We start from the raw sequence: 16,584 nt of genomic DNA, 5'->3' as shown, positions 1-16,584 counted from the left end.
ACGAAGCGCGCGCAGCCTCTGGCGAGCCGATTACATCGACTTGCCGGCGGGATAGTCGGGCTTCTTGTCGTTGCCTTCGATGTACGGGCTCCACGGCTTGGCCTTCACCGGACCCGGCGTCTTCCACACCACGTTGAACTGCCCGTCGGCCTTGATCTCGCCGATGAACACGCTCTTGTGCAGGTGATGGTTCTTCTCGTCCATCTTCGAGACGATGCCCGAGGGCGCGGTGAAGGTCTGGCCGGCCATGGCGGCGATCACCTTGTCGGTGTCGGTGCTCTTGGCCTTCTCGACGGCCTGCTTCCACATGTGGATGCCGATGTAGGTGGCTTCCATCGGGTCGTTGGTGAGCGGCTTGTCCTTGTGGCCGGCGATGTTCTTGGCCTTGGCGTAGTCGCTCCACTGCTTGATGAAGGCGGTGTTGGTCGGGTTCTTGATCGACATGAAGTAGTTCCATGCGGCCAGGTGGCCCACCAGGGGCTTGGTGTCGACGCCGCGCAGCTCTTCCTCGCCGACCGAGAAGGCGACCACCGGCACGTCCTTGGCCTTCAGGCCGGCGTTGCCGAGCTCCTTGTAGAAGGGCACATTGGAGTCGCCGTTGATGGTCGACACCACCGCCGTCTTGCCGCCCGAGGAGAACTTCTTGATGTCGGCCACGATGGTCTGGTAATCGCTGTGGCCGAAGGGGGTGTACTTCTCGTCGATGTCCGTGTCCTTCACGCCCTTGCTCTTGAGGTAGGCACGCAGGATCTTGTTGGTGGTGCGGGGGTAGACGTAGTCGGTGCCCAGCAGCACCCAGCGCTTGGCGCCGCCGCCTTCCTTGCTCATCAGGTAGTCGACCGCGGGAATGGCCTGCTGGTTGGGCGCGGCGCCGGTGTAGAACACGTTCTTGCTGAGCTCTTCGCCCTCGTACTGCACGGGGTAGAAGAGCAGGCCGTTCATTTCCTCGACCACCGGCAGCACCGACTTGCGCGACACCGAGGTCCAGCAGCCGAAGATCACCGAGACCTTGTCCTGGCCCAGCAGCTGCTTGGTCTTCTCGGCGAACAGCGGCCAGTTGGAGGCTGGGTCGACGACCACGGGCTCGAGCTTCTTGCCGAGCACGCCGCCCTTGGCGTTGATTTCGTCGATGGCCATCAGCACCGTGTCCTTGAGCACGGTCTCGGAGATGGCCATGGTGCCGGACAGCGAGTGCAGCACGCCGACCTTGATGGTGTCGGCGGCGAAGACCGGCATGGCCGAAAGGCTGGCCAGCGCCACCGCGGCCGTGAGCGCTTTGAGTGTGAAGCGACGTTGTTGCATGGGGCTCTTCTCCTGGGTGTGAATGACGGAGAGGAGTCTGCGGAATCGGCCATGCGGCGGAAATACGCCGGGTGGCGTACAGGCCGGCCTCATTTCGCGTTTGCTGCATGTGCAGCCGAATCGAGAACAGGCGAGAGATTCAGCCGAAATAGGCGCGCGCGTAGTTGATCGGCGCGTGGTCCGCCAGATCGCGCAGCAGCACCGCGCCGCGCTTCCAGGCATGGTCGACCACATAGCGCGCCCGGCCCTGGGCGCGGTCGCTCTCGATGAAGCCGACATCCGGGTTGTGCATGCACTCGCCCTCGCAGCTGATGTAGCTGGTCGGCCCCGCATGCGCGTAAAGCGAGAAGGCCGGCGGCAGCTGGGTGACGACATCGCAGCCGTTGACCAGGCGCAGGATCTCGACCTCGGCCAGCGCCGCCACGAAGGCCGTATTGCCCACGCGCGGCGAGCCGAGCGTGGCCAGCAGGCTCGGCCGCAGAACGGTGGCGACCAGCGTCGCGAGCGCCGCGCCGAGGCTGTGGCCGGTGAGGATGAGCGCATTGCGACCGGCGCCCTCGCCTTCGTCCAGCCATTCGCGCAGCACCGGCAGCAGGGCCCGCGCCGCCCGTGCGAAGCCTGCATGCACGCGACCTCCGCTTTCCGGCCAGTCGACCTGCAGCGCCTGAAGGTTGGTCGCGACATCGCGGATCTCGTCGGGCTGGGTGCCGCGGAAGGACACCAGCGCCGTGCCGTCCGCGTGCAGCGCGGCGAAGGCCAAGCTGTGGGAATCGGCGTGCGTGATGAGGGTAGGCGGGCCGAAGCCCCCGCGGGCCAGCGCATCAGCCAGGCGCTGGCGCTCGCCGTCCGAAGTCTCGGCATGGTAGTAGGCCAGGCGCGACGCCTCGATCGCGCGCTGGATGGGCGTATAGCGCTGGCCGGCTTCGAACAGCGTCTCCTGGCGCTCCGGCGAATAAAGCGCCGTGCGGCTGGGGTCGTAGGCGATGCCGGGCATGGCTTCAGGAGGCGGCCAGCGCCTTGAACTGCTTCGACGCAAAGCCCCAGATCAGCCGCGAGGCATTGGGCCCGGCCGCGTCGCTGAAGGGCAGGCGCGGCGCGCCGCCGCTCCACGCATGGCCGAGCCCCTTGACTTCGCACAGCATGACGAAGGTGCGGCCCTTGCGCTTGAACTCGGTCACCCGCATCGCGTGGCGCTTGCCGCGCTGCACGGTGCGCTCGATGCCGGGGCTCGCGCCGGTCGCCGTGGCCCAGACCTCCGCGGCGCTGAGCGCGTTGCGGGCCGAGACCACGAGATCGGCATCGCCGTGCACGACCATCAGCGGCGGCAGCGTGGTGAAGACCGCCGCGGCCCCCATCGCCTTGCCGACTGCGGTCGCAGGCATGGGCGGCACATGGCGCCCGCGCATCGCGCCCAGGGCGGTGGCGGGCGAGCGGGCCGCGCCCGGCGCCACGCCCGAATGCATGGCCACGGCCTTGAAGCGCGCCGGGTAGCGCGTGGCCATCAACGCCGCCATGCCGGCACCCGCCGAGAGCCCGGCCACGGCAATGCGCTCGCGATCGACCAGGTACAGCGTGCAGGCCTGGTCGACCGCGGCCATCAGGGTCGCGGCCTCGGCATCGGCCTTGCCGAAGCGGCGGTCGTACCAGTTCCAGCAGCCCTGCGGATGGGCCAGCCGGTCCTGTTCGGGGTAGAGCACGAAAAAGCGTTCGCGCGCCGCGAGCAGGTTCATGCGTGTGCTGGCAGCGAAGTCGCGTCCGGTCTGGCCACAGCCATGCAACATGACCAGGAGCGGCAGGCGCTCGCCGGCCTGCACGTCGGGGGGCCGGTACAGGTGATAGCGCCGCGCGCCGCCGGGGCCGAGCGCTGCGCCGGCCAGCCAGTCGCCGGGACCGCGCGGCGGCTTGAGCTGCTCGGCGGCCGCGCGCTGCACCTGGCCGGCGATGCGCCGTCCGCTGCGCAGCGTGGCCTTGGTGAGCGCTTTCACGCCGCGCTGGTAGGCGCGCGTGATTGCCGAGGCGGCAGAGATCGAAGAGGGGCGACGAGCCATGGTGCTTGCGGGGGCCGGAGCCGGCCCCGCACCTTAGCAGCTTCCGCGCCGCCATCGGCGCGGCCAGGTCCTAGTAGACCTCGGGCACGTACATCGAGGGCGGCACCGGCTGGCGCAGGTAATCCGCATGGCGCTCGCGCGCGGGCAGCTCGATCGGCGCATGCGGCACTTCCTGATACGGAAGCTGGCCGAGCAGGTGCGTGATGCAGTTGAGGCGCGCCTTCTTCTTGTCGACTGCCTGGACCACCCACCAGGGCGCTTCCTGGATGTGGGTGCGCTCGAGCATGGTTTCCTTTGCCTTGGTGTATTCCTCCCAGCGGCGTCGGGACTCCAGGTCCATCGGGCTGAGCTTCCACTGCTTGAGCGGGTCGTGGATGCGGCCCAGGAAGCGCATGTGCTGCTCATCGTCGGTGATCGAGAACCAGTACTTGATGAGCTTGATGCCCGAGCGCACCAGCATGCGCTCGAAGTCAGGCACGGTGCGGAAGAACTCCTCGTATTCGTCGTCGGTGCAGAAGCCCATCACGTGCTCGACGCCGGCGCGGTTGTACCAGCTGCGGTCGAACAGCACGATCTCGCCGGCGGCCGGCAGATGGGCCACGTAGCGCTGGAAGTACCACTGGGTGCGCTCGCGGTCGTTGGGCGCGGGCAATGCCGCGACGCGCGCCACGCGGGGATTGAGCCGCTGGGTGATGCGCTTGATCACCCCGCCCTTGCCTGCCGCGTCGCGGCCTTCGAACAGGATCACCACCTTCTGCCGGCTGTGCTGCACCCAGTCCTGCAGCTTGACCAGCTCGCCCTGCAGGCGGAAGAGCTCCTTGAAATAGGCCCGGCGGGCGCCCTTGTCAGGCGTCTGGCCCGATTCGAGCTCTTCCACGTTGCGATCTTCGATCTCGAGCTCCAGTTCCTCGTCGTAGCTGTCGATCAGATCGCGCGCGATGCGCTGCATCAATTCGTCCTGGTCGCGGAGGGTGCTGGGCAAACTCATGGAGGGGCTCGGAGCGGGGGAAGCACCCATGCTGCCGCTCGGCAATGACGGACCCGTGACAGACGGAATGCAGGGCCCGCGTCGTCACAACACTGACATGCGCGGCCGACGGCATGCGGCGAGATGCGTGCAACACCGCCTCCGAGCCGCCGCGCGGCCTGGGCGGCCTTTCGAAAGAAGCGCCGAAAGCACCCGCGGGCGGCCCTCGTCCGCTACTGATTCGATAGCGCTTCCGATAGTCGCCATGCGCCCTGCAAGCCCATGCAAGAAAGAATAAGATCGTGGCGTGTCTTCCATCCTGAACGCCGACCTGCACTGCCACTCCGTGGTGTCCGACGGCACCCTGACCCCCGAAGAACTGGCGGCCCGCGCCGCCGCCAATGGCGTCGAGCTCTGGGCATTGACCGACCACGACGAGATCGGCGGCCAGCGCCGCGCGGCCGCGGCGGCGCGCGCGCAGGGCATCAAGTACCTCACCGGAACCGAGATCTCCGTCACTTTCGCGAACGAGACGGTGCACATCGTCGGCCTGGGCTTCGACCCGGACGATGCCGCCATCGGCGAAGGCCTTTACGACACCCGCGGCGGCCGCGGCCGGCGGGCGCAGGAGATGGCGGAGGGCCTGGCCAGGGTCGGCATCCATGGCGCCTACGACGGCGCGCTCAAGTTCGTCGGCAATCCCGAGCTGATCTCGCGCACCCATTTCGCCCGCTTCCTGGTCGAGCAGGGCCACTGCCGCGACACCAACGAAGTGTTCCGCAAGTTCCTCACCGAAGGCAAGCCCGGCTACGTGCCGCACCGCTGGGCCACGCTGAAGGATGCGGTGCGCTGGATCACCGGCGCCAAGGGCCTGGCGGTGATCGCGCACCCGGGGCGCTACAAGTTCACCGCCAACGAGGAATACGCGCTCTTCCTCGAGTTCAAGGAACACGGCGGCCGCGCGATCGAGGTGGTGACCGGCAGCCACTCGCCGGCCGAGTACGTCGAGTACGCAGACAAGGCGATGGAATTCGGCTTCGCGGCATCGCGCGGCAGCGACTTCCACAGCCCCGATGAAAGCCATTGCGACCTGGGCAAGCTGCCCCCGCTGCCGGGCCAGCTCACGCCTGTGTGGGAATTGCTCGAAGACCGCATTCAGTGACCGCGCCGACGACGACCCGCGGCCTGGCGGCCGCCCGCAAGCGCACGCGCGACTTCGAATCCGAGCGCATCCTGGCCGGTATTGGCCTGGTGATGCTGGCGGTCGCCTGCTTTGCCACCCTGGACACCGCCACCAAGCTCTCCACGGCCGGCGTGCCGATCCTGATGTCGGTCTGGTTCCGCTACGCCTTCCAGGCAGTGGCGACCACCGCCGTGCTGCTGCCGCGACACGGCACGGCCCTGCTGCGCACCCGGCATCCCAAGTACCAGCTGCTGCGCGGCGCGCTGCTGCTGGCCTCGAGCACGCTGGCCTTCTTGAGCTTGCGCTACATGCCGCTGGCGGAATTCACCTCGGTGGTGCTCATCGCGCCGCTGGTCATCACGCTGCTGGCCGCCACCACGCTCAAGGAACAGGTGTCGCCGCTGCGCTGGGTGCTGGTGGCGGGCGGCTTCGTCGGCACCCTGGTCATTCTTCGGCCGGGCGGCGACGCTTTCGGCTGGGCGATATTGCTGCCCGTCGGCCTGGTGCTGACCAACGCCTGGTTCCAGGTGCTCACCAGCACGCTGGCCCGCACCGAGAACCCGCTGACCATGCACTTCTACACCGGCTGGGTCGGCACCCTGCTTGCCTCGCTGGCGCTGCCCTTCGCCTGGACGGCGCTGCCGGGCTGGCACTGGTGGGCGCTGCTGTGCCTGATGGGCTTCATGGGCACGGTCGGGCACTTCATCCTGATCCTGGCCTACCAGCGCGCGCCGGCCTCCACGCTCACGCCCTATCTCTATGCCCAGATCGCCTTTGCCATGCTGGGCGGCTGGCTGGTCTTTGCGCAGGTGCCGGACCAGGTGTCGTTGATCGGCATCGCCACGATCGCGGCCTGCGGGGCGGCCGGCGCCTGGCTCACGGTGCGCGAGCGGCGGGTGCCGATCGAGCCGGCGGAGTCATGAACGCCCTTCGTGTCTTCATTTGTCGGCAGAATGCACGGCTGCCGTCTTGCCTTCTCCACAACCCATGGCCCAGTTCTTCGAGCTCCATCCCGACAACCCGCAGCAGCGCCTGCTCAAGCAGGCGGCTGCCCTGCTGGCGCGCGGCGAGATCGTGGCGGTCCCTACCGATTCGAGCTACGCGCTGGCCTGCCACCTGGACGACAAGGACGCGGTAGACCAGTTGCGCCGCATCCGCCAGGTCGACGAGAAGCACCACCTGACGCTGCTGTGCCGCGACCTGAGCGAGCTCTCGAGCTATGCGCGGGTGGACAACAAGCAGTACCGCCTGCTGAAGGCCGCGACACCCGGCCCGTACACCTTCCTGCTGGAAGCCACCAAGGAGGTGCCGCGGCGAGTGAGCCACCCGCAGCGCAAGACCATCGGACTGCGGGTGCCCGACCACAAGGTGTTGGGCGAGCTGCTCATGCTGCACGGCGAGCCGTTGCTGGCCACCACCCTGATCCCGTCCGGCGAAACCGAGGCGCTCAACGACGCGCAGTCGATCCGCGAGCGCTTCGAGAAGCAGATCGGCGCCGTGATCGCCTGCGGCGCCTGCCCGTCGGAGCCCACCACCGTGGTCGACCTCACGCCGATGGGCACCGGCGGTGATCCGGTGCTGGTGCGCCAGGGGCGCGGCCCGGTGTCGGTGCTGGGCCTGTGAACCCCCTCGCGTCCGGTTCGCGCGGACCGGTCTGAGACAATCGCCCGGTGGACATCTCCAACATGATTCAGACAGTGCTGATCTACGCACTGCCCGTGATCTTCGCGATCACGGTACACGAGGCGGCCCATGGCTACGTAGCGCGCTACCTGGGCGACCAGACGGCCTGGATGATGGGCCGCGTGACGCTCAACCCGTTCAAGCACATCGACCCGATCGGCACCATCCTCATGCCGCTGTTGCTTTACTTCGCGACTTCGGGCACCTTCCTGTTCGGCTATGCGAAGCCGGTGCCGGTCAACTTCGGCCGGCTGCGCAATCCCAAGCGCGACATGATCTGGGTCGCGCTGGCCGGGCCGGCCGCGAACTTCATCCAGGCAATCCTGTGGGCGCTCTTCTTCGTCGCGTTGCTAGCCGCGGGGGTCACCGAGCCCTTCTTCGTGAAGATGGCCCAGGGCGGCGTGCTGGTCAATCTCGTGATGTGGGCCTTCAATCTGTTCCCGCTGCCGCCGCTGGACGGCGGCCGGGTGCTCGCCGGGCTGCTCCCGCGCGGCGGCGCGCAGGAATTCCTCGCTCGCATCGAGCCCTATGGCTTTTTCATCGTGATGGGCCTGGTCATCGCGGGCGTCGTCAGCACCTGGTGGCTGCGCCCGCTGATGAACGTCGGCTACCAGGCCATCGACCTGCTGATCTCGCCCCTGACGGCGCTGCTGCACTGAATCCGCTTCCATGGCCACTTCCGCCCCCACCCCTGTGCGCTTCCTGACCGGCATCACCACCAGCGGCACGCCGCACCTCGGCAACTATGTCGGCTCGGTGCGGCACTCGGTGCGCTTCAGCCGCCGGGCCGATGTGCAGAGCTTCTACTTCCTGGCCGACTACCATGCGCTGATCAAGGTCGACGAGCCGGCGCGCATCCCGCGCTCCACGCTGGAGATCGCCGCCACCTGGCTGGCCTGCGGCCTCGACCCCGAGCGCGTGACCTTCTACCGGCAGTCCGACATCGTCGAGATCCCCGAGCTCACCTGGCTGCTGACCTGCGTCACGGGCAAAGGCCTGCTGAACCGCGCCCACGCCTACAAGGCGCAGATGGACAGGAACACCGCGCGCGGCGAGGACCCGGACGCCGACGTCAGCGCCGGCCTCTTCATGTACCCGGTGCTGATGGGCGCCGACATCCTGATGTTCAATGCCCACAAGGTGCCGGTGGGCCGCGACCAGGTGCAGCACATCGAGATGGCGCGCGACATGGGGCAGCGCTTCAATCACCTCTACGGCGAGCACTTCACCCTGCCCGAGGCCGAGATCGACGACGCGGTGGCCACGCTGCCCGGCCTCGACGGCCGCAAGATGAGCAAGAGCTACGACAACACCATCCCGCTCTTCGCCCCGCGCGAGCAGCTGCAGAAGCTGATTGCCGGCATCGTCACCGACTCGCGCCCGCCCGGCGAGCCCAAGGACACCGAGGGCTCGGCGCTGTTCCAGATCTACCAGGCCTTCGCCGACGCCCAAGAGACCGAGACCCTGCGACGCGCCTTTGCCGAAGGCATTGCATGGGGCGAGGCCAAACAGATCCTCTTCGAGCGCATCGACCGCGAGATCGCGCCCTTGCGCGCGCACTACGAGGCCCTGGTCAACGACCCGGCACGCATCGAGAAGATCCTGCTCGCGGGTGCCGAGAAAGCCCGGGCGATTTCACGCCCCTTCATGGCCGAGCTGCGCCATGCGGTCGGCCTGCGCAACCTGGCGGCTGCCGGGAGCCGGGGCGCCAAGCGGCCCAGGGCATCCAAGTCCGCCAAGCCGGCTTTTAAACAGTACCGAGAAAAAGACGGGCTTTTTTACTTCAAGCTGCTCGACGAAAACGGGGTACAACTGTTACAAAGCCTGGGGTTCGCATCGCCGCAGGAGGCGGGTCGCGCGATCGGCACGCTGCGGGAACAGCGCGGCACGGCACTGACATTGCTCGCCGCGCAGCTCGAACCGATCGACTATGCGAACATGCGTGCGGCAACGGACGCACTGGAGGCGCTGTCGGCCGAGACCTCGGCCGGCAAGAGCGACTAAGGGACGAATTTCGCGCGACCAACAAGGGCCGGCCGAGCCGGCGCGCACACAGTGAGAAAAAAGTTATGAGTATCTATGTCATCGACGACCACCCCTTGATGCGCGACGCCATCGTGATGGTGCTGCGGCGCCTGCGGCCTGCCGAGACCATCGTGGAGCTGGAACGGCTCGACAAGCTGGCCACCGCGGTCAAGCAGCACGGGGAGCCCGGGCTGTTCTGCCTCGACCTGAAGCTGCCCGACGTCACGGGCGTTTCCGGCGTGATCGCGGTGAAGAAGATCTATCCCGATGTTCCGGTCGCGGTCTACTCGGCCTCGCCGGCCGGCGACATGGAAGAAGCCTGCATCGAGGCCGGGGCCGACACCTACATCGAGAAGTCGGCCAGCTCGGCCGAGCTCACTGCCGCCCTGCGCGGCCTGCTGATGGCTGACACGGAGGCCGAGGAGCCCGTGGCCGCGGCCAACAGCAAGCTTTCCAAGCGCCAGACCCAGCTGATCGCCATGCTGGACCAGGGCATGAGCAACCGGGACATCGCGACCGAGCTCGACATCAGCGAGCACACAGTGAAGGTGCACCTCTGGCGCCTGTTCCGGCGGTTGGGCGTGAAGAGCCGCACCCAGGCGCTGCATCACGCACGAACCAACGGACTGCTGTCCAGCAACTCCTGAAGAAAAACGGGCCGCAAGGCCCGGTTTTCTTTCAGCTCGGCCTTTGCAGAGCGCTATCCGACGGCGCCGGAAATACGGGTCTGCGCCTGCGACTCATCGGCGTCGTGCAAGGCGACCCGGAACACGCTTCCACGCCCCAGCCTGGAGCGCACGCTGACAGGGTGGCCCAGCGCATGCGACAGGCGCGCCACGATCGCCAGGCCAAGGCCGAAGCCGTCCGAGGTGCCGGCATGGTCAGCCACCTTGTAGAACTCCAGAAACACGTCGCGCAGGTGCTCGCGCGCAATGCCGATGCCGGTGTCCCACACCTCCACGCGCAGCCCATCGCGCGTGTGCCGCGAGGCCAGCAGCACTCCGCCCTCAGCCGTGTACTTGATGGCGTTGGCCAGCAGGTTGCCGATCATGCGGCGCACGCGGATCGGGTCGGTCAGCACGGTGCCCGAGCTCACGTGCATGCGAAAGCTCAGGCCCTTGGCCTCGGCCACCGGGCGGTACTGCAGTTCGAGGTCGTGCAGCAATTGCGCCACATCGACCCGCTCGATGTGCAGCCGCACCTGGCCCGAATCGATGCGCGCCAGGTCGAACAGCGAATCGAACAAGGCATTGACCGCGTGCGTGGCGCGGACGATCTTGGGCGCGATCTCGGCCACCAGCTCCGGCTCGTTGCGCAGCCAGTCGGCGTAGAGCGAGAGCGCCAGCACGGGTTGCCGCATGTCGTGCGCCGCGCTGGCAAGGAAGCGGTTCTTCATCGCCACCGCCGACACCGCCGCCTGGCGCTGCTGCGTCAGCGAGTTGATCAGGATGTGGTTGTGGAACAGCAGCTCGAAGCTGTTGCGCGCGGTCTCGTGGATGCGCCGGCCGGCGCGCAGCAGCAGCCACCAGTGCAGGCCCGGCAACAGCAGGAAGCCGTAGTGGAAATGCGGGCGCTCGAACTTGAGCTCGATCACGCGGAAGACGATCGCCGCCAGCATGGTGACGAACAGCGTGTTGACGTAGCGCCGGAGCAGCGGCGGATGCAGCGCCAGCCCGTTGAGCGGGAAGGTGGCGACACCAGCGACGATCAGCCAGCTCATGAACTGGTTCACCAGGGGGGTGCGCTCGAAGAAGATCAGGATCGACAGGCCCCAGGCAAATGCGCTGGCGCTCCAGAGGTGGCGGTAGCGCTCGACGAAGTACTGCTGGGCCGCGGAGTCGCGGTCGGCATAGTGCCGGCCATAGACCTGCTCGCCCCAGATGCGGCAGGCGGTGGCGCCGATGCCGATGGCCAGCCAGACGAAGAGCTGCCAGGCCGGCACATGGCCCCAGCTCAGGCCCACCATGGCGGGCATCAGGGCCGCGGCGAGCAGGTAGGAACCGCGCGAGGCCCGCATCAGGCTGCGGATCAGCTCGCCGCGCACCCACGGCTCGGCCTCGTCGGCCGAGGCCGGCGCGGGCGTGAGGCTGGCGAAGGACGAGTTGCCCAGCCCCGCGAAGGACGAATTACCCATCATGGTTCACGGTCTCTCTCTCTCCCCTGGTCGGTCAGGCCATAAAAAAAGCCCCTGTCGAGGGGCCCCTGTGTGCGGCTCTCGGGCGCGCTGTGAAAAAGCTCCGGCAACCGGTGGAGGCATGGAAGCCCTCGCGCGGCGGCCGGCCGTGCTGCGATCTTAACTGCGTGGGCATCCAATGCGCCGCGGGCTGCGTCGTGCAGGCACAACGGCGCCGCTCCATGCATGAGCAAACCGAAGTCGCGCATGGCCGTGCGGCCCGGCGTCCGCAGAGGAGGCTGCTGCCGGATGCACCCTTTCGCTGCGCGCAGAGCCCGTGGAAGGTCTGCGCCCGGATGTCCGCATCGGCGACGAGTGCTTCTAGGCCAGCGCGCGCAGTTCGCGCAGTGCCACCGCCAGCATCGCCGCGTCGGGTGCCGCCACGGCGCGCAATTCGCCCATCAGCTGCGCCGCGCGCTCCAGCGTACGGCCATTGCCGGCCTGCCAGGCTTGGACCCGGTCGGCCGGCGATTCGCCCTCCCCGCCACCGGTCAGGACCGCATGGGTGATCGCGCGCTGCAGACCTGAGAGATCATCCTGCATCGCACCCTTGGCCAGCGCCTGCCAATGCTGGTCGCCCGGCAGCGCGGCGATGCGATCGCGCAGCCAGGGCATGCCGAGCCGGTTGGCGAGATCGAAGTAGATCGCCGCGACCAGTTCCACCGGCCAGCGCGCGCTGCCGGCGATCTCGGCGATGTCCAGGGTGGCGTAGAGCGTGCCGAAGTTGACCACGCGTTCGGCCAGCTCGCGTGGCACGCCCCGGGCGGTGTAGCGCGCTGCGGCGGCATCGACGCGGGCGCGCTCGTCTGCATCGAGCAGTTGCGGCAGGCGCGCCGACAGCGCCTCCACGTTGGACTTGAAATGCTCGATGGTGGAGGCCATGTCCTCCGCCAGGCGGCGCGAGCGCAGGAACCACATGGTGCCGCGCTCGAGCTGCCGGCCGGTGTCAATCAGCATGCCGGACTGGACCTCGTCGTCCACCCGGTTGTCCAGCGCTTCGATCGACTGCCACAGGGGCACCATGCCGAAGATCTCGCGCGACAGCAGGTAGGCGCGCACCACCTCGAACGCGCGCGCGCCGGTGGTCTCGACCAGCCGGTGCACGAAGGTGCTGCCGACGCGGTTGATCGTGCTGTTGGTGACGTGGGTCGCGATGATCTCGCGCTTGAGCGGATGGCGCGGCATCCAGGCCGCGAACTTCCGGCGCAGCAGTTCGGGGAAGTAGCGTTCCAGCGCGGTCGCGACCCAGGGGTCGTCGGGCAGCGGCGATTCGAGCAGCTCGTCGTAGAGCCAGATCTTGCTGTAGGCCAGCACGACCGCACGCTCCGGGCTGGTGAGGCCCTGGCCCTGGGCCCGGCGCTCGGCCAGCTCTTCGTCGCCCGGCAGGTATTCGATGGCGCGGTTGAGCCGCCCGGCCTTTTCCAGGTACTGCATGAAGCGAGTCTGCGCATCGAGCAGCTGCGGCGCGATGCGGCCGGTGACCGACAGCACCTGGGTCTGGAAGATGTTGTCGCGCAGCACCAGCGCGGCGACCTCGTCGGTCATCTCCGGCAGCAGCGCGTTGCGCTGCTTTTCGGTGAGCTCGCCCTCGGTGACGGGCAGGCCCAGCAGGATCTTGATGTTGACCTCGTGGTCCGAGGTGTCGACGCCGGCCGAGTTGTCGATGGCATCGGTGTTGATGCGCCCGCCCGCGCGCGCGTATTCGATGCGCCCGAGCTGCGTGCAGCCCAGGTTGCCGCCCTCGGCGAAGACCTTGCAGCGCAGCTCGCGGCCATTGACGCGCAGCGCGTCGTTGGCGCGGTCGCCCACCTGGGCGTGGGTCTCGCCGGTCGCCTTCACGTAGGTGCCGATGCCGCCGTTGTAGATCAGCGCCACCGGTGCCTTGAGGATCGCGTTGACGAGCTCGGTCGGGGTGAGCGCGTCGGCCTGGATGTCCAGCACCCGCCTCACCTGCGGTGTCAAGGGGATCGACTTGGCGCTGCGCGCATGGACGCCGCCGCCTTCGGAAATCAGCGTCGCGTCGTAGTCGGCCCAGGAGGAGCGCGGCAGCTTGAACAGGCGCTCGCGTTCGGCGAAGCTCTTCGCTGCATCGGGCGTCGGGTCCAGGAAAATGTGCCGGTGGTCGAAGGCCGCCACCAGCAGGATGTGCGGCGACAACAACATGCCGTTGCCGAACACGTCGCCCGACATGTCGCCGATGCCGGCCACGGTGAACTCGGTGCTCTGGGTGTCGATGCCCATCTCGCGGAAATGCCGCTTGACCGACTCCCAGGCGCCGCGCGCGGTGATGCCCATGACCTTGTGGTCGTAGCCCACCGAGCCACCCGAGGCGAAGGCATCGCCCAGCCAGAAGCCGTACTCCTTGCTGATGCCATTGGCATAGTCGCTGAAGGTGGCGGTGCCCTTGTCTGCCGCGACCACCAGGTACGGGTCGTCGGGATCGTGACGGCGCACCTGCGCCGGCGGCACGACCGCCGTGCCCGCCAGGTTGTCGGTGATATCGAGCAGGCCGCGCAGGTAGTCCTGATAGCAGGCCACGCCTTCGCGCAGGTAGGCATCGCGGTCGGCAGGCGACGGCGCTCGCTTCAGGACAAAGCCTCCTTTCGAGCCGACGGGCACGATCACCGTGTTCTTGACCATTTGCGCCTTCACCAGGCCGAGCACCTCGGTGCGGAAGTCCTCCGGCCGGTCCGACCAGCGCAGGCCGCCACGCGCCACGCGCCCGCCGCGCAGGTGCACGCCCTCGAAGCGCGTCGAGTACACGAAGATCTCGAACAGTGGCTTGGGCGCCGGCAGGTCGGGCACCTTGGCCGCGTCGAACTTGAAGGACAGGAAGTTGCGTCGCCGGCCGCCCGCGTCACGGCGCCAGTAATTGGTGCGCAAGGTGGCCTGGATCAGCGCCAGGTACTGGCGCAGCACGCGGTCCTCGGACAGGTTGGACACGTCGTCCAATGCAGCCTCGATCTCGTGAACCTTGTCTTCCTCGCGCGCCTTCACATCGGGTGCCGGCTGCGGGTCGAAGCGCAGCTTGAAAAGCCCGACCAGCGCCCGCGCGATGTCGGGATGGTTGGCCAGCGTGCCTTCGATGAAGGACTGCGAGAGCGCGAAGCCGATCTGCCGCATGTACTTGGCATAGGCGCGCAGCACCACGATCTCGTGCACCGGCAGTTGCGCAGCCAGGACCAGGCGATTGAAGTCGTCGTTCTCGACCTCGCCGCCCAGCACCGCGCCGAAAGCTTCCTCGAACACCGGGCGCAGCGCATCGACCTCGATCTCGGTATCGCCCGAAGCCGCCTGCAATCCGAAGTCGTGGACCCAGACCGGCGACTCGCCCTGCGGCGCGACGCGATGCGGATGCTCGTCGAGTACCTTCAGGCCCAGGTGCTCGAGCATCGGCAGGCTGGAAGAGAGCGTGAGCGGCTCGCCGCGGCGCAGCACCTTGAAGCGCAGCGTGCCGGGCGGCGCTTCCAGCGGCCGGTAGAGGTTCATGCCCAGGCGCTGGTCGTCGCTCAGCTGCGCCATGAGCTCGATGTCGTGCACTGCGGCGCGGGCCGCGAATTCGTCGCGATAGCCGGGCGGGAAAGCGGCGCCGAAGCGGCGCAGCAAGGCGTTGCCCTGTGCCTCGCCGACGGCCTCGAGCAGCGCCGTCTTCAGGTCGTCGTCCCAGCGCCGGGCGGCAGCGACCAGCTTCTGCTCGAGCTCGCGCACGTCGAAATACGGGATGCCGCCGGGCTTGGTGCGCACCGTGATCTGGATGCGCGCCAGGACCGATTCCGACAGGTGCACGTTGAATTCGGAGCCCGTGCCGTTGAACTCGCGCATCAGGATGTCCTGCCACTTCTGGCGCAGCTCGGTGGTGTAGTTCTCGCGCGGCGCGTAGATCAGGCAGGACAAGAAGCGCTCGAAGGGATCGCGCCGCACGAAGAGGCGGAAGCGCTGGCGCTCGCCCAGGTGCAGGATGCCCATCGCGGTCTGCAGCAAGTCATCGTCGCCGGTCTGGAACAGCTCGTCGCGCGGGTAGGTATCGAGGATGTTGATCAGCGCCTTGCCGGAATGACTGCCCGCCGCCAGGCCCGCGCGCTCGACCACGCTGGCGACCTTGCGGCGCAGCAGTGGGATCTCGGCCGGGTTGGCGCTGTACGCGGTGGAGGTGAAGAGGCCGAGGAAACGGTCCTCGCCGCTCACCTCGCCCTGGTCGTCGAAGCGCTTGACCGCCACGTAGTCCAGGTGGCCGGGCCGGTGCACGGTGGAGCGCGAGGTGGACTTGGTCACCACCAGCAGCTCGGGCCGGCGCGCATGGGCACGGATCTCGGGCGGCAGCGCGGCGAAGGCGGCGTTGGCGGCCGGCGCGGGGGCGTCGCGCAGGATGCCCAGGCTCGATCCGGGCACGATCTTCAGCACGTCCTCGCCATCGACCTTGGCCAGTTCGTGGCTGCGGTAGCCGAGGAAGGTGAAGTGATCGTCGGCCAGCCAGCGCAGGAAGGCCTGGCCCTCGGCCAGTTCCTGCGGGGGGATCGGCGGCGCACGGTCGTCCAGGCCCTGCACGATTGCGAGCACCCGCTCGCGCATCGGCTTGAAGTCGGCCACTGCCTGGCGCACGTCGTCGAGCACGCGCTCGAGATCGGCGGCTAGCGCCTCCATCCGCGCCGGCTCCGGCACGCGATCGACCTCCACGTGGATGAAGGACTCGCGATGCGCATCGGGCGATGCCCCCGTCTCGCTTGCCAGGCCCCGCAGCAGGCCGTCGGCGCCGCGCTCGACCGCAACCAGCGGATGGATGATCAGGTGCAGGGTGAGCCCGTGGCGGTTGACCTCCATCGTCACCGAATCGACGAGGAAGGGCATGTCGTCGTTGACCATCTCGATGATGGTGTGCGTGGACTGCCAGCCGTGCTCCGCGATGGTCGGATTGAAGACCCGCAGCCTGGGGTGCCCCGGCTCGCGTTTGCGCGCGAAGCTCCAGTGCGAGAGCGCGGCGCCGTAGAGATCGGCCACCGGCCGCTCGTCCAGGTCTTCCGGATCCACCTGGCCGAAGTAGCGGCGCACAAAGCCGCAAATCCCTTCCACCGATTCGGCCGGGAGCCTGGCCCGCACCAACTGCTCCACTTGGTCCAGGCGCTCCTGCCTGCGCCCCGCTTCCGTCGTCTGCGCGGTCATCAGCATGCTTGTCTCCGGGTTGGCGTCCGTAATCTACATCGCAATC

General features: G+C 68.0%; 12 protein-coding genes. 6 read left to right on the top strand and 6 right to left on the bottom strand.

Features of this window, described 5'->3' with window-relative positions:
• Positions 1-30: 30 nt before the first annotated feature.
• From urtA to ppk2, 4 genes are all read right to left on the bottom strand, one after another.
• On the bottom strand, positions 31-1,302 hold the full coding sequence (urtA, locus tag J2739_RS23770) for an urea ABC transporter substrate-binding protein (RefSeq protein ID WP_309906284.1): 1,272 nt from the start codon (positions 1,300-1,302) through the stop codon (positions 31-33).
• A gap of 139 nt (positions 1,303-1,441) precedes the next feature.
• Complete coding sequence (locus J2739_RS23765; protein WP_309906282.1) at positions 1,442-2,296, bottom strand: lipase family protein; 855 nt, start codon at positions 2,294-2,296, stop codon at positions 1,442-1,444.
• 4 nt (positions 2,297-2,300) lie between these two features.
• Positions 2,301-3,350, bottom strand: a complete 1,050-nt coding sequence (locus tag J2739_RS23760) for an extracellular catalytic domain type 1 short-chain-length polyhydroxyalkanoate depolymerase (protein ID WP_309906280.1) — start codon at positions 3,348-3,350, stop codon at positions 2,301-2,303.
• Between the two features lie 70 nt (positions 3,351-3,420).
• Complete coding sequence (gene ppk2 / locus J2739_RS23755; protein ID WP_309906278.1) at positions 3,421-4,338, bottom strand: polyphosphate kinase 2; 918 nt, start codon at positions 4,336-4,338, stop codon at positions 3,421-3,423.
• A 286-nt stretch (positions 4,339-4,624) separates the two neighbouring features.
• On the opposite strand from ppk2, the gene J2739_RS23750 reads away from it, so the two are divergent.
• From J2739_RS23750 to J2739_RS23725, 6 genes are all read left to right on the top strand, one after another.
• Positions 4,625-5,479, top strand: coding sequence for a 3',5'-nucleoside bisphosphate phosphatase (locus J2739_RS23750; protein ID WP_309906277.1), 855 nt, complete (start codon positions 4,625-4,627; stop codon positions 5,477-5,479).
• Positions 5,476-6,423 carry a DMT family transporter gene (locus J2739_RS23745; RefSeq protein ID WP_309906275.1) on the top strand — a complete coding sequence of 316 codons (948 nt, stop codon included), beginning with the start codon at positions 5,476-5,478 and terminating at the stop codon, positions 6,421-6,423. The genes J2739_RS23750 and J2739_RS23745 overlap by 4 nt, the downstream gene beginning before the upstream one ends.
• A 64-nt stretch (positions 6,424-6,487) precedes the next feature.
• Positions 6,488-7,123, top strand: a complete 636-nt coding sequence (locus J2739_RS23740; protein ID WP_309906272.1) for an L-threonylcarbamoyladenylate synthase — start codon at positions 6,488-6,490, stop codon at positions 7,121-7,123.
• Between the two features lie 47 nt (positions 7,124-7,170).
• Positions 7,171-7,842, top strand: a complete 672-nt coding sequence (locus J2739_RS23735; protein ID WP_309906270.1) for a site-2 protease family protein — start codon at positions 7,171-7,173, stop codon at positions 7,840-7,842.
• Positions 7,843-7,852: 10 nt separating this feature from the next.
• On the top strand, positions 7,853-9,187 hold the full coding sequence (locus J2739_RS23730; protein ID WP_309906268.1) for a tryptophan--tRNA ligase: 1,335 nt from the start codon (positions 7,853-7,855) through the stop codon (positions 9,185-9,187).
• Positions 9,188-9,252: 65 nt separating this feature from the next.
• Positions 9,253-9,855, top strand: a complete 603-nt coding sequence (locus tag J2739_RS23725) for a LuxR C-terminal-related transcriptional regulator (RefSeq protein WP_309906266.1) — start codon at positions 9,253-9,255, stop codon at positions 9,853-9,855.
• A gap of 53 nt (positions 9,856-9,908) precedes the next feature.
• Here the strand turns inward: J2739_RS23725 and shkS are convergent, their stop codons facing one another.
• Positions 9,909-11,345: a surface-behavior sensor histidine kinase ShkS gene (gene shkS, locus J2739_RS23720; RefSeq protein WP_309906264.1), complete on the bottom strand. Its 1,437-nt coding sequence runs from the start codon at positions 11,343-11,345 to the stop codon at positions 9,909-9,911.
• Positions 11,346-11,702: 357 nt separating this feature from the next.
• On the bottom strand, positions 11,703-16,538 hold the full coding sequence (locus J2739_RS23715) for an NAD-glutamate dehydrogenase (RefSeq protein ID WP_309906474.1): 4,836 nt from the start codon (positions 16,536-16,538) through the stop codon (positions 11,703-11,705).
• Between the last annotated feature and the right edge of the window lie 46 nt (positions 16,539-16,584).

It is taken from the genome of Variovorax soli, from assembly GCF_031454625.1.
In the GTDB taxonomy this organism is placed as follows: domain Bacteria; phylum Pseudomonadota; class Gammaproteobacteria; order Burkholderiales; family Burkholderiaceae_C; genus Variovorax; species Variovorax soli_A.
Note: the sequence above shows the minus strand (reverse complement) of the source record. Positions and strands in the feature narration are given on the sequence as shown.